Here is a 13,761-nt window from a genome sequence, read left to right on the forward strand (position 1 = left end):
CTCAGCGCACCGGCCACCGACGCGGGCAAGAAGATCACGGGCAGGGGCGGAGCATCGTGATCGACACGATCGGCCTGCGGGTCGCCGTGCTGGTCACCGCCGCCAGCGTCCAAGACTCGGCCGCCGTGCACGCGCCTGCTCGACCGGGTCGCCACGAGCCATCCCGGCATCCGCTGTTCTCCGGCCCGTTCTACGCCGACTGCGAGGGAGCTGTGTTACGACGGTGACGGAACCAACTTCCCCCAGCATCGGGTGTGGCTGCCGTTCCAGGACTTGCCCCTGCCGCCGCCTGTGAGCTCACCTCACCAACACCGGTGATGCCGTCGATGTACTCGCGCGGCAGGCGGAAGCCCAGCATCAAGCGGCGCCATAGAGGCGGCGTACCGGGCGCCGGTCCGGTACCGGCGCCGCGGGCGTAAGCCGCCCGCCCGGAGCACCGCTGCCACCAGCGGCCCCGTCGACTCGCCCCCGCGCCCGCCCTGTTGCACCACCGCCGCCGCGGCCAGGTCGCCGCGCCACGCGGTGAACCAGCCGTTGGGCTTCTTCTGGCCGTCGACCTCGGCCGAGCCCGTCTTGCCTCCGATGTCCGGGCCCAGGCCCGCCATGGCCTCGGCGGCGGAGCCTGACGTCGCGGTGTAGCTGAGCAGTTCGTGCAGCTGCGTCTGCGCGGACGCGTCCAGCTTGCGCTGGGCCGCCGCGAGCGACCTGCAAGACCTATGGCCGTGATCTTCCTTGGTCGTGCGCGGAGCTCTGCCCTTCTCCCCCACCGGGTTTCGCCCCATCGCGAACCACCCTGTGCAGTGTGGTGGCCAAAGAGGGACCCTGAGGGAGCCGATCCGCATCGGTAATGCGAGTCGGCAGCGATCGGGCTTCCTGTGACCAGGCCCCAGGGCACCGCTTCCGGCACGGGCCGAACGGGCGAGCCTCGGCCGGAGGGCCCGGCGGTCTCGGCCCGGGCGAGGCCGCTGGCGGTGCCGGACTGCCAGACTTCCGCGCGCTCAGAACAAGAAGCCGGAGAACATCCGCCGCTACTTCAACCCGTCGCCAGAGGCGATTGCCGGGCTCACGAGCCTGCTAACGCCCGGCGGCGCAACCACTGAGCCGCGTTCCTTGATCCTTCTCGGTGGCAATGGCGGAGGCGGAGAGGAGTGTTGCGGCGGCGAGGCTGCCCCAGAGGGCCGCCGAGCCGTGGGGTGCAAGAGCGGTGATGACCGCCGGGGAGACGGCGAGGCCGAAGCCCGTGGAGAGCTCGAAGCGGGCGAGGGCGCGTCCCAGGACATGGGCAGGGGCGAGGGCGGTGACGAGCGCGGTGGCGCTGCCAGCGTAGATGATCTCACCGATAGTGCAGACCACGGACACCGTGGCAACGGCCGGGGCACCCCAGCCGTGTCCCAGTGAGGTGGCCGCGAGGAAGCCGAGATAGGACGCGGCGAGTACCACGCCGGCGAGAGCCAGCACGGTCCGCCGGGAGAAGCGGGACATCAGGACGGTGACCGGAACCTGCAGGGTGACCACCAGCACCGTGTTGGCCACGAAGATGGCTGCCGACCACACCGGGGATGCGTGCAACTGTGTCACCAGGACCAGAGGGAGCGCGATTTCGGGGACATTGAGGCAGAAAACGTAGACCACGTTGGCGGCCAGCAGCGCGCGCATCCGAGGTGCGGGCCCGTCGGTCATGTCCTTGGCCGGGGTAGCGGTCGGCTGCGCGTGCAGGTGGACCGACCATGCCAAGGCCGCCGCAGCGAGATAGGCGAGCCCGGTGACGGCTGCCAGCGCCTGCAATGCGGTGGTGCCGCCCGCCAGGCATGCGGTGGCGAGAAGCGCGCCCACGCCCAGGCCGGCGTTGCGCAGGGCGCGGCCTCCCGCGAGAGCGACGTCGCGTTCCCGGCCGTGGGCGACCGTGGCCACGAGAGCAGCGTGGGCGGCCGGCCATGCCTGGTTGCCTATGCCGAGGAAGAGCACCGCCGTCGCGAACAGCCAGACGTGCCCCGCCGGGGTGGCCAGCAGCAGCGCCACACCCAGCACCCGCACCAGCATCGACGCCGCCACGACCGTGCTGCGTGCGCCCCGGTCCAGCCATCGGCCCACCGCGGGCATGCACACCAGACCCACGACGACGCCGACCGTCATGGCGATGCCCGTTGCCGGCGCGGACAGCCTCAGCACCGTCACCCCGTAGAGCAGCAGAAAGGGCCGCAGCAGGCCGGTGCCGAGCGCGTCCACGGCCAGGGCGACGGCATAGCGGGGGCCTCCGGAGGCACGGACGAGGGCGCGGGGCTGAATCTTGGTGGTGGTTGCCATGGCGCCAACGTGCTTTCGGCCGCCGGGCTGGGCACGTCGGTTGACCGACACCGTCAACCGACGCCGTCGCCGGCCATCCGCTCAGGGATGCTGAGGGGATGACGTTGAGGATCGACATCAGCGGCCTGCCGTCCGAGCGACTGCGGTTCGCCGCCTCCCCGCTGGCCGAGCTGACCGCGATGCTGCACGTGCTGGCCGAGCCCGGGCATCATCCTCAGCTCGCCGGCTGGGCCGGGGATGTCTGGGCCGGACTACGGCCGGAGTTGGCCGAGCGGTTGCGGGAGGCGGACTTTCTCTGGCGTTCCTCACAAGCCGACTTCCTGGTCCCCGCCCGACCTCGGCCGACCCTCGCCGAGGAGTTGGACGACGTGGACCGGATCGACAACGAAACGTATGTCACCGCCGCGCTCGTCACCACGTGCGGCAGCAACCGGGTCCACTTCGCCGCACCGTCGCCGCTCACCGACGCGACTGCGCGCGAGCGGGCCCTGGACCTGGCCCAGGCCCGCGGCGCGCGGCAAGAGGCCTTCGCGGAACGGCTGCTCGCGGACCCGTCCGCCGTGCGGGCACGGGTGCGCCACACCCTCGCGCAGTGCGCCGAGGCCTTCTTCGACGCCGCCTGGGCGGGAGTCGCCGTGCAGCTCGCCACCGACCTGCGCCTGAAGAACGACCTGCTGAAGCGCCAGGGCATCGGGGCGGCACTCGCATCGGTCTCCGGCGCAGTCACCCTGGCACCGGACGGCGACTGCATCATCGTGGACAAGCTGCAGGACAAGGCGACCGCCGCCCACGGCACCGGGGTCACCTTCATCCCCAGTGTCTTCGGCCGCCCGCACCTGGTGGCGGTCCACGCGCCGGGGTGGCAGCCGGTGGTGCAGTACCCCGTGGCCGAGCCGAGTCCATCAGAGCCCGTACCGCTGGAAACGGTCACCCTCCGACTGGAGGCACTCGCACATCCGGTACGGCTGCGACTGCTACGCACCCTGGCCCGCGGCCCGCACACCACCAGTGAGCTGGCCCACGCCTGGGAACTGTCACCCCCGGAGGTTTCCCGCCACCTCGCTGTCCTCCGCCGCGCGGGCCTGCTCACGGCCCGGCGGCAGGGTCGTTATGTTCGTTACACCCTCAATCTCCCCGATCTGGCAGCGCTGGGGGTCGACCTACTGGCGGCCGTACTGCGCTGAGTAGCTTCGGCCTGCCAGAACGCGGGCGACCGCCGCCTTCGCAGCACCGTCCGACTCGGCAGGCCGCCGAGCTGTACCGGCGCGACCGCCTGCTGCCCTCGGGCAGCGCACTGGCTGCACCGCCAAAGCTGACGAGTTGGCGGAAGTCGTCCGCACGCCTTGTGAACGGCGGCACAGCGACTGTGAGGGCGTGGAAGGCGGTTGGTCGGCGGAAGCCTCGCCGGTCCGTGACAGTCGGAACGGAAGGTCCAGGGCAGAGCAGCGACGGCACGGGAGGAGGGTCCGATGACAACGAACCCAGCCCACGGCGGTCCATGCCATCCCATCCATTCGCCACAGGCCGGGGGCCGGGAACACGGGCCGCGCCATGAGGGATGGCGTCCCGTCGAATGATGTAGCCGATCAACGGTCGGGCCACTGGTTCCAACGACCCGTCCACCAACGTGCCCCCATGCCAACAGCACCGATCAGAGTGATCCAGTACCGTAGTGAACTTCTCGATGGCTGCCTCGCCGGGACCGGTCCGCCGCTCTCAATTGGGGCTGAGCCCGTTCGACATCGCGAATTCACGGTGATAGGACTTCGCATTGCCGGGTCGACGGCAGATGTGACTTTGCTGGACGGTAGGTGTGCCGCGTAGGTGAAGAAGGATTCGCCGCCGGCACCGAACTCGCCCTCGTCCGCGACACCATCTGCTGATCACCCACCAGCCGAACCGCCAGGCCAGCACCCCCGACCGCAATTTCACCCAAGGTCGTTACGTGTTCAGCAACCTTCTAATCGTTGCTGCCATCGGACTGCTCGTCACTGCCGGACTCGTCCAATACCGACGACTGCTCGTCACCGCCATCGGTTTGGTCGTCACTACCGGGGCCGTCCAATACCGACGACTGCTCGTCACTACTGCCATCGGACTGCTCGTCACTACCGGGACCGTACATGGCCTTCAGCTGTTCAAAATCGTGCTCGTTGGGCTGTGGTTGCCAAGGCTCCTCGGGGACAGGGTCCGAGTCGGCGGCCTTGTCGTTCATACAGGTTCCAGCCGCATACTGGTGGCCGAGTCCGAGGGAGTGGCCGATCTCGTGGCATACGTCATGCTGTTTTACTTCCTCGGGCTCGTTGTCCAGATAGAAGTTGTTGAGCTTGAGCTCGACCGACTCGATAGGGGTGCCGTTGCGCGCGTCCTCGAAGGCCGCCCCTCCCCGATTGCCATCATCCCCGAGGTCGTCGTCACAGACGTGGACTGCGCCCTTTATGCGTTCGCACTTTTGGCGGGTCTCGAGGTCGTTCTCACCCGGCACGATTTTTGCCTTGATGTCGGGATTCTCGTTCCACTTCTCGACGGCCCCTTGAAGGTGGGGCTTCCACTTCGGCGAGGTACTGTCGATGACGGGCACCTCTATGGGGCCGGGGCCGGTCTTTTGCCAGTAGCGGTCCCAGGGATTGATATGGTCCGCCATGGCCGGGTCGGCACCCAGCGCGGCCAGCCCGAAGGCAGTGAGGACTACGGCGCCCGTTCGCCTGTTCCCTATGAGATGGCGTCGTTCCTGTGGGGGACGTGAAGACGGCTCACCGGGGGGCCGCGCGAGGCTGCCGAGCGTGTCCGCCGCCATGGCGGCCAGGAGTCCGGGGCGGCCTTTCACGGAAGCCTTTCGGTGCCTGCCCTTAGCGTGACTCTTGCTGTGTTTACCCATCGCGGAAGCCTTTCTGCGTGTGGCGAGTTGACGTCGTCGTGTTCGACTGGCAGCAGCAGCCCGTTTCACCGATCGCGCTCAACCGGGGTCTCCAGGCACGGTTCACCTCGCGAGGCATATCTCGGCCCTCCGGACAGGCAGCGACGATGACCGGAAATCCTTGCCGCCGCACAGGTGCCTGGTGAGGGTCTGCGGGCACAACGAAACCTAGAGAGTGAAACCGGGGACCGGCTATCCGTGGCCCCGGAACACGGATACGTACTGAATCGCAGGCGGTACGGCGGGCGCCCCGCGCCGTGGGGTCGGCCACGAGGCCCGGCCACTCCTCGCGGCCTGCTCTCCCGATCCGGCGACGCCTCGGGCTCCGGCCTCGCCACACGCCGAGAGTGTCCCGCTTCCCGCACCGACACCAGGCGATCGGCCATCGCCTGTCGCACATCGTCCGGTGTGGCGCCCGGTCATGTCGTCAGCCGTTCCGGGGCACGTCCACTGACCGACACCCCCGAGGCCGGGGGCCAGCCACCCGCCGTGGGCAACTGAGCCATGTGAAGAAAGAACACTTCGCCTACAAGACTCATCTCTCTGCCGGGCAGGGCCGGGATGGCAACGAGAGAGACCCCTGCAACCCACAGAGCGGAGGGACTGGCCACAGTGCCTGCACTCCCGCCCCTCGTGGGCCGCCGCCGTCGGGGAGCCAGCCGCGACGCCGCTGCCAATCGCGGATGCTCGACCGACCGGGGCCCCGGGTAGCGGATGCCTGGGCCAAGGCCCGGGAGCACCGCAGGATTTCGGTCCCGGTGCTGGGACGCAAGCGCGTGGCGCAGGCAGCCGCGTCACTGGCGGCCTCCGGCATGCATGAGGAGGCCTGCTGCAGCCAGCCGCTGACATGGCGCGCCAGCCCAACTGGATGGACTGGAACGCCACTTGGAGCGCTGGACCCCGCCTACCGCTGTACCGCGGCATGTCGAGCCCGAACCGTACTGCGATGAATGCGACTACGGATAGGTCACCAGCGCGCATGGACGCGCCCGAAATGCCCCTGCCGAAAACGACCGGCTGGCCGGTGATTTCGATCGCCGTGTGACCGTGATGCAGGACTTCGACATCACGCATCCGTGAACTCGCGGGTGCGTAAGTGCGGGCGCCGGGTCCCGGCGCGTCCGCGACACAGCGGCACGGCGTGGCCACCCCGACTGCCTTGCAGCGCGTCGGCCGGCAGCTCCGCGCGGACCAGCTGCTTCACGTCCGATTCTTGCGCCGGACGCATGGCCGTACCTCCAGGGGCATCGGTGGCCACCCGCAGGAAGTTCCGGACCGGCGGTAGAGCCAGTTGCCGCCGCAAGGCACGAAGTTGATGACCCGCCGGTCCCGTGGGCTGAGCCCGCAAGCGGTCGAAACGCCTCTCAGCCATCGGCAGCCGATTCGCCGGAGGGGGTGATGCCGACACCATCGGCGCTGCGATCCACGGTCGGCTACGCGGTGGTCCGCGGTCGCGGGGACACGGCTCCCGTCGTACGGCCCGGCAGCCCGATTGCCAGAAACGCGCCGGCGGCAGCGACAGCGGCGAGCACCGTCAGCGTAGGGCCCATCGTGGAGCTGACGGCCGCACCGGATCCGCCCGTGGCCGCGCTGTGCGACCCGAGAGCCATCAGGGCGGTTGCCGCGGCGATCCCCACGATGGGGCCGATGTTCAGGGCCGTCTGCTGGAGACCCCCTGCCACCCCGGCGTGCTCCGCCGGCGCGTGGCGCACCATGACCGCCGTCGCGGTCACCATCGCGCTGCCAAAACCGGCGCCCACCAGGAAAAACCCGCCGCAGATCGCCACCGTGGCCGATGCACCGTCGAGACGCGACAACAAGAGCGCGCCGAGAGCCAGGAGAGCCATCGCGGTCGCAGTCGTACGCCGTGGACCGTACCGGCGCAGCAGTACGGCGGCGATCGGCGCGCCCAGCACCATCGCCACGGCGCCCGGCAGTGCCGTCAGAGCGCTCCGGAAGGGGTTGAGACCGAGGGTGTTCTGGAGAAAGTACGTACCGGCGAACAACGCCCCGAACAGCACAGCCGACGCCGACACCAGGATCCCGAGCGCCGAGGCGACGGTCACCGATCCGAGCACCTCCGGCGCCACCAGCGGGCTCGCTGTGCGTCGTTCATGGCGTACGAACGCCCCGCCGGCGACCGCCGCGACGACGAGCCCCGTCACGGTCGCCGCGCTCCGACTGCTCTCCGGCATGGAAACCAGCGTGTGCACCAAGCTGCCCAGGGTCACCGCAAGGAGGCAGGCACCCGGCAGATCGAGCCCATCGCCGGACGCCCCGGCGGGTTTCGCGTCACGCACGGCAGGCTCCCGTACGGCAAGGACGAGCACCCCGATCACGAGCGCCGGTACGACGTTGAGGAAGAAGACCGCCCGCCAGTCGGAACGTGCAGCCAACGCCCCGCCGACGAGCGGGCCCGCCGCAGCCGCCACCCCGACGGCGCTGGTGCGCAGCGCGACGGGCATCCCCAGGCGGTCGGGCGGAAAGGCCGCCCGCAGCATCCCGAGGGTGGCGGGCTGAAGCAGCACCCCGAAGACGCCCTGGGAGACGCGAAGCGCGATGACCCAGCCGATCCCCGACGCCAGGCCGATCCCCAAGGAGGCTGCGCCGAAGCCCAGTATTCCGACGGCGAAGACCTGCCGGTGGCCGTACCGATCGCCGATGCGGCCGCCGAATACGAGCAGACTCGCCACCGCGATCAGATAGCCGGTGCTGGTCCACTGGACCTGATGGAAGGAGGCGTGCAGATCGTGCTGCATGGCGGGCTGAACGACAGCCAGAACGGTGCCGTCGAGGGCGACGACCGCCGCCCCGACGATGCTGCCGGTGAGTGTGAGCCGTCGGTAGGCCGAGCTCATCGGACGTCCGGACCGAGATGGGCGTCCAGGACCATACGCAGCAGCGGTTCGACATCGTCGGTGCCCAGGGCGAGCTGGAGGCTGCCCCATCCCCACAGCTGGGCGATGCCGTGCAGATTCGCCCACAGTGCGCTCGCGACTTCCTGCGGCGCGGCGCCGCCGGGCCGCGACCGGACGCGGGCCACACAATCCACGAACAGGCCGAAGAGCGGCAGACTGGTCTCCCTCAGGCCGAGATGGCCGCTCCTGAGCAAGTCATGACGGAACATCAGTTCAAACATGCCGCCGTTGGTCCGCGCGAAGTCCAAATAGATCCGGCACAACGCCGCGACCCGCTCGCGCGGGCTCGCACCCTCCTGGCCGTCCTCGCCGGCCTCAAGCGCCTCGGCGGCCCTGCCCGCCAGCTCGGCGAAGCCCTCGCGTGCGATCGCGGAGAGCAGGGACACATGGGTCGGAAAGTAGCGGCGGGGAGCCCCGTGCGAGACCCCGGCGGCGCGGGCGATCTCCCGCAGGGACAGCGCCTGCGCTCCCCGGGCGGCGACCAAGTCGACCCCGACCGCTACGAGCTGGGCACGCAGCCCCGTTTCCTGTTCGCGCATAGACACTGTCTACCAGATCGCGTAGACAGTGTCTACGATGCTCCGCTCGCTCAGCTGCGGCAGGCCGGTGACGTTGCGGCTCAGGGCAAGGGCGCAGCGCGGCGGGACTGGCCTGCGATCCCGGCTAGGCTACGAGTGGTAAGCGGCCACCCACGCATCACGGCGTCGAGTCCGGAACAGGACTCGACGGCCCGAGCGGAAGGAGTCGTCATGGACCTCCAGCGAGATCAGGTTCTGGTCGTCACTCCCCGTAACAGAACGCCGGGGCCCCACACTCCGGGGATGGACCGGCAGGAGGCTTTCGCCACCGAGGGAATGTGGTCGGGATTCGTCCGTACAGAAGCCGGAATGGTCTCCGGCTGGCACCACCACGGCGAGTGCGAATCGGTGATCTACGTCCTCACCGGCACGCTGAAGATGGAGTTCGGCCCGGACGGCTCGAAGACCCAGGAAGCCGTCCCCGGCGACTTCATCTACGTACCGAAGCGCGCCGTGCACCGAGAGAGCAACCCCTCGGCGGAGGCCGCAGACATCATCGTCGTGAGAGCCGGGACCGGGAAGTCCACGTTCAACGTCGACGGGCCGCCACCGTGCTGAGACGGGCGCCGTTCACCGAGCTCAACCCTCAGCAGAGCAGCCCATCGCTCAGAGAACAGGGCGCGTCAAGGTTCCGATACGGCTCGCCGCCCCCGCTGTCGACCATCGTGATGGTCAGGCCGAAGAGCATCTTGTTCATCTCCTCTGACGTAAGGGCCAGCTCCCCGCAGCGACCTCTGTCGGCTTCACGCCGTTGGACCTCAGCCCTTCATACCCTCGGGTTCGTCCCTCCGGTAGCCGCGCTTGCTCAGCTCGGTACACACAGAGCGGTGCTGCCAGTCGGTGAGTAGCCCTAGATCATGCATCCGACAAGTCAGCGCCATCGCGGAGACATTCCAGATGGTCTTGACCTTCAGGATCTGATCGACGTGGGCCCCAGCCGGCAGGTGGCCCAGCACGCTCGACGCGAGGCGCTCGCGAAGTCGTTCGAGGCGTTCCGGCTGCTCTCGCGGCGTCCAGGGTGCGGGCGGAGGTCTTGGTTCGGGCTCGCCACGAGATGCCCTCGGAGCGAAGCTCGTCGATCTCCGGGCCGCAAAGAAGTTCTCGGGGAAGGCGAGTGCCGTTGGACAGGCTCTGGAGCGAGACCCCCGCGAGCTCAGACAGCTCCGCGAGCGTCAAGCCCCGGCGTTTTCGGGCCAGCGTGATGCGGGACGGGGTCACAAAAGCTCGCTGTGGATCCGCACCGCACTCTCGGCCTGCACCCGGCCGGAGACGAGGAACCAGGTCTGAAGCTTCAACTCGCCCTCGTTCGCGGCCTCGTCGAGCGCCGCGGCCGCAACCCGCAGCGCAGTCAACGCCCGGAACCTTGCGTATCCGTAATTCGGCACTCCTGCTTGTCCTGCCGGGTCGGCTGCAGTCACGGTTGGAGCGATCCGATCCTCGATGCCCTGTTTCAGCGGGCACTTCCACGGAGTCCGATTTGGCCAGCACTGACCACACTCGCCGAGCCGTCATCGGCCGCCCTCGACCGATCCTTGTGAAGCCGCCTGGTCGGGCACGATGTCGGGCGTTCTGCATCACCCGGGCAACGCGCGCGACCGTGCCGGAATTACGTCGCTTCGCGGTCCATACAGCCCGGCGGTGGGCGATTGGGAAGGACCCGTACGACACGCTGGCGCTGGTCGTCAGCGAACTGGTCACGAACGTCGTGCTCCACAGCGGCAGCCCGGACGTCGCGCTACTGATCACCTTCGACGGTGTCGACCTGAGCGTCGAAGTCACCGACAACGGACGGTGGCTGGAGCATGACGCCGGGGCCCCCACGCTGGAGCACCGCGCCTCTTTCGGGCGAGGACTCGAACTGGTCCGGGCGTACACAAGTTGGTGCACCGTCCTCGCCACCGCGGCCGGCACCCGGGTGACGGCCGGTATCCCCGACATGGAGCAAGACGCGAGCCGTGTTGAGGTCCGCGAGCACAGCGGTTCGGCACGCTTCGGGCAATTTCTTGGGTATAGGTGATCCGGCATCAACCTATTGCCGATCCCGGACCGTCCGCGGTGAGATGAGAGCGCACGGGGCTCCGCGCCGGAGCACTGGCCCGCAGAGCTGCGCTGGTGATTCACGACCTGAACTCGCCGGCAGCCCGATCGCCGGCGCGGACCGGCACCCCGGACTGCCGCGCGCCCGGGTTCAGATCCGGCTCGCGGCACCGCTGCCCTGCCGCCGGACGATCCGCTCCCCCGGATGCCGACGGCAAAACCGTGCACGCGTGCACCTCCGGCCTGCTCGGCCCGGTGGACGCATCACGCACCAGCGTGTCTCAGGCCCCCCGTGCACCACACCCCGTGCGGCTTCCGTACCCGTTCGTACGTCGCCCCGTCACCGACCCCTGTTTTCATGGAATGCGGAAGGCTTAGCTGCTCCATGGTCGACCACCAGGACGAACCGCCCACTGACGTCGAACTCGTCGCCGCCGCACTGAGAAACCCTGGATCCGACGCCGCAGTCGAGGAGTTGTACCGAAGGCATCGTGAGCCGGTCCTCTCGTACGCGTACACCTGCCGCCGTGATCCACGGAGCACCGAGGATCCAACCTCGGAGGCATTCGCCCGCGCGGTGCGAGACGCCCGATCCGGCTGCGGTCCCACGGTCCGGCCGGGCTGCAGCCGCCTGCGCAACGGCGCCGGCGGTGAGCGCATCGACCATCACAGCGGCATCCAGCGGTTGCACCACAATGTCGTCAACATCGCTGTCGCCATGGGCCCGTGCCGAACCACGGGGGAAGGGCAGCTGTTCCGCATCGATCCCCTCTCGGGCACGAGCGGCGACGGCAGTTGCCTTCTGCGCGCCGAACTCCGCGCCGTCGAGCCGGCACGAGACGCAGCTCGCCATGCTCACCTGCCACTGCTACGGCGCCGTACAGCTCTGCTGCCTCGTCGACGGCCTGGCACCCGCATCGGGCGCACCCTCGTGCACCTCCGTCAACGCGTCGTAGTGACGCACTGATTACCAGCTGAGCGAATTCCATCGCCTCCCACGGCTGTCACCTGCCACCGGAGACGAGTGAAGAACTCCTAAGCAATAGTCCTCGGCTACCGACCCCTGCAGCACTTCTTTGCCGGCGCCGCTACCCCGCCGAAGGCAACTAATGTCGCCTCCGACTCATCGAAAGGCCTTGCCTACGCATGTCCGTTGATAGTGTTGACTCCCTGTCCGACGCCGAACTCGCGGCAGCAATCAGGGAGTTAGTATCCGAAGTTCCGGTGGAGGAGCTGTACCGGCGGCACCGTTCGGCGGTTCTGTCTTATGCGCGTACGTGTTGCCGTGATCCACACACGGCTGAGGACCTGGTCTCGGAAGCGTTCGCCCGCACGCTGCAGGCGGTGCGGTCCGGGGGCGGTCCGGAGGCCGCCTGGCGACCGTATCTGCTCACCGTTGTCCGCCGCGTTTCCGCGGAATGGGCGGGCACGGCACGGCGCACCGAGCTGTCGGCCGACTTCGAGCAGTGGCTCGGCAATCTGCCCGACAGTCCCGAGGCGGTAAGCAGCGAGGAGCGGATACTGCGTCTGGAGGACAACAGCCTCGTCATCCGCGCGTTTCGCTCGCTGCCCGAGCGCTGGCAGGCCGTCCTGTGGCACACCGCCGTCGAGGAGGAACCCGCCTCGAAGGTCGCCGGCCTGCTCGGCATGGGCGCCAGCGGGGTCGGCTCGCTGGCGTCCCGGGCCCGGGAAGGGCTGCGCGAGGCGTACCTGGCCGTGCATGTCGAAAGCGCCTTGGTGAGCGAGGATTGCCGCCGCTACACCTCCCTGCTCGCAGCCGCGGTGCGCCGTAGTGGCCGTCGCCCGAACAAGGACCTCGACCGGCACCTCGCGCAGTGCCCGCACTGCGCTCACGCGCTGAGCGAACTCACCGACCTCAACGAGCGGCTGGGCTCCGCGCTGCCGACCTGTGTGCTGTTGTGGGGCAGTTCGGCGTATGTGGCGGCCCGGATGGCCGAAGCCGGCGCGAGTGCCGCTGGTGCGGCCTTGGCACCCGGCACACTGGGCGGCGGCCTCTCCCCGAACGGTGGCATGGGGTGGTGGCCGCCGGCCAAAGGCTCCCCACTGCGCTCGGGCGCGTTCGCCGGTGGCGTCGTCACCGCCCTCGCGGTCGCCCTCCTCGTGCTGCCCATGCCGTTCGGTGACGACGGCACCGAGTCCTCGCCCTCGCAGGCGGCGCCGGCCGTGACGGAGATCGAGCATCCGGCGCCCGTCACGGTCACGTCCACCCCCTCCCGGCAGACCCTCTCCGACCAGGCCGAGCCGGTCGTCCACGCATCGGGTACGGCATCGGGGAAGCCTGCCAAGCCGTCTCCCACCGGGGTCGACCTCGGGACCGTCACCTGGTCGGGCACCCTCCGCAACCGGGGATTCACCACGCAATGCGTCGAGCCCGCCGGCACAGCAATCGTTCAGAACACGTGCGACGGCAGCAAGGACCAGGTCTGGCAGACCGTGTCGTCCAAAAACAGCAAGGACTACAGCCGGCTGCGCAACGCCGCCACCGGCGAGTGCATCGACTACGGCGCAGCGACCTACCACTCTGGAACCACCGGCAAGGACGTCATCGACGTCGGAATGTGCCCCTGCCGCACCGAGGGCGAAGGACAGCTGTTCCGCTTCGACCCGTGGTGGGGCGAGAAGGACGGCAGCTACCTGGTGCGCGCCGGACAAACGGACGGCAAGCCCTGGAACCAGATGCAACTCGGCATGCTGCACTGGCCGGAAGCCGGAGACCCGCCGCCCGAGACGAACGCCCCCGTCGTGCTCATCTACAACTACTACAACGCTCCACGGCTCCGCTATTTCGTCGAGGGCAGGTGACAGGGCAGGTCGGCTGGACCCCGTACGAGCCCGTCGCTCAACCGCACGTGGACCCCGCTCGGCAAAGACTCGGCAAAGCGGCGGGATGGGCGCAGTCGAACCCGCTCCTTTCCTGTGACCAGCCAAACACGCAATAACGAGGGGGACTCAGTGACCCGAAGGGCGATGCGCCCTGCATTCGGTG

10 protein-coding genes and 3 pseudogenes are annotated in these 13,761 nt (G+C 68.9%); 7 read left to right on the plus strand and 6 right to left on the minus strand.

Annotated elements, in window-relative coordinates; translation table 11 throughout:
* Nucleotides 1-18 precede the first annotated feature (18 nt).
* A pseudogene (locus OG741_RS02055) lies at nt 19-174 on the plus strand (IS5/IS1182 family transposase); the annotation flags it as partial.
* Nucleotides 175-422: 248 nt separating this feature from the next.
* Here the strand turns inward: OG741_RS02055 and OG741_RS02060 are convergent.
* Nucleotides 423-707 (minus strand): annotated as a pseudogene (locus tag OG741_RS02060) (penicillin-binding transpeptidase domain-containing protein); the annotation flags it as partial.
* 295 nt (nt 708-1,002) lie between these two features.
* Between OG741_RS02060 and OG741_RS02065 the strand changes: the two are divergent.
* Nucleotides 1,003-1,092, plus strand: a pseudogene (locus OG741_RS02065) (site-specific integrase); the annotation flags it as partial.
* Here the strand turns inward: OG741_RS02065 and OG741_RS02070 are convergent.
* Nucleotides 1,075-2,304, minus strand: coding sequence for an MFS transporter (locus OG741_RS02070; RefSeq protein WP_405594473.1), 1,230 nt, complete (start codon nt 2,302-2,304; stop codon nt 1,075-1,077). The pseudogene OG741_RS02065 and the gene OG741_RS02070 overlap by 18 nt on opposite strands.
* A gap of 98 nt (nt 2,305-2,402) precedes the next feature.
* Here OG741_RS02070 and OG741_RS02075 point away from each other — a divergent pair, with 98 nt between their 5' ends.
* Nucleotides 2,403-3,488 (plus strand): DUF5937 family protein, encoded by a 1,086-nt coding sequence (locus OG741_RS02075; protein ID WP_405594475.1) that lies wholly within the window; start codon nt 2,403-2,405, stop codon nt 3,486-3,488.
* A gap of 776 nt (nt 3,489-4,264) precedes the next feature.
* On the opposite strand, the gene OG741_RS02080 is transcribed toward OG741_RS02075, so the two are convergent.
* The 3 genes from OG741_RS02080 to OG741_RS02090 form a co-directional block, all read right to left on the minus strand.
* Complete coding sequence (locus OG741_RS02080; protein ID WP_405594478.1) at nt 4,265-5,101, minus strand: hypothetical protein; 837 nt, start codon at nt 5,099-5,101, stop codon at nt 4,265-4,267.
* Nucleotides 5,102-6,654: 1,553 nt separating this feature from the next.
* Entirely contained in the window at nt 6,655-8,079 is a 1,425-nt protein-coding gene (locus OG741_RS02085) for an MFS transporter (protein ID WP_405594480.1), read from the minus strand.
* Complete coding sequence (locus OG741_RS02090; RefSeq protein ID WP_405594482.1) at nt 8,076-8,678, minus strand: TetR/AcrR family transcriptional regulator; 603 nt, start codon at nt 8,676-8,678, stop codon at nt 8,076-8,078. Before OG741_RS02090 ends, OG741_RS02085 begins: the two co-directional genes overlap by 4 nt.
* Nucleotides 8,679-8,888: 210 nt before the next feature.
* Between OG741_RS02090 and OG741_RS02095 the strand changes: the two genes are divergently transcribed.
* Entirely contained in the window at nt 8,889-9,275 is a 387-nt protein-coding gene (locus OG741_RS02095) for a cupin domain-containing protein (RefSeq protein WP_405594484.1), read from the plus strand.
* Between the two features lie 656 nt (nt 9,276-9,931).
* Here OG741_RS02095 and OG741_RS02100 read toward each other — a convergent pair.
* A complete protein-coding gene (locus OG741_RS02100) occupies nt 9,932-10,069 on the minus strand; it encodes a hypothetical protein (protein ID WP_405594486.1) in 138 nt (45 codons plus the stop codon).
* Nucleotides 10,070-10,251: 182 nt separating this feature from the next.
* Between OG741_RS02100 and OG741_RS02105 the strand changes: the two genes are divergently transcribed.
* The 3 genes from OG741_RS02105 to OG741_RS02115 all read left to right on the plus strand — a co-directional run bounded on the left by OG741_RS02105 (nt 10,252) and on the right by OG741_RS02115 (nt 13,577).
* Nucleotides 10,252-10,734, plus strand: coding sequence for an ATP-binding protein (locus tag OG741_RS02105; protein WP_405605349.1), 483 nt, complete (start codon nt 10,252-10,254; stop codon nt 10,732-10,734).
* 405 nt (nt 10,735-11,139) lie between these two features.
* A complete protein-coding gene (locus tag OG741_RS02110) occupies nt 11,140-11,721 on the plus strand; it encodes an RNA polymerase sigma factor (RefSeq protein WP_405594488.1) in 582 nt (193 codons plus the stop codon).
* A gap of 179 nt (nt 11,722-11,900) precedes the next feature.
* Nucleotides 11,901-13,577, plus strand: a complete 1,677-nt coding sequence (locus OG741_RS02115; RefSeq protein WP_405594490.1) for a sigma-70 family RNA polymerase sigma factor — start codon at nt 11,901-11,903, stop codon at nt 13,575-13,577.
* The last annotated feature ends 184 nt before the right edge of the window (nt 13,578-13,761 follow it).

The organism is Streptomyces sp. NBC_01410, from assembly GCF_045040195.1.
In the GTDB taxonomy this organism is placed as follows: Bacteria; Actinomycetota; Actinomycetes; order Streptomycetales; family Streptomycetaceae; genus Streptomyces.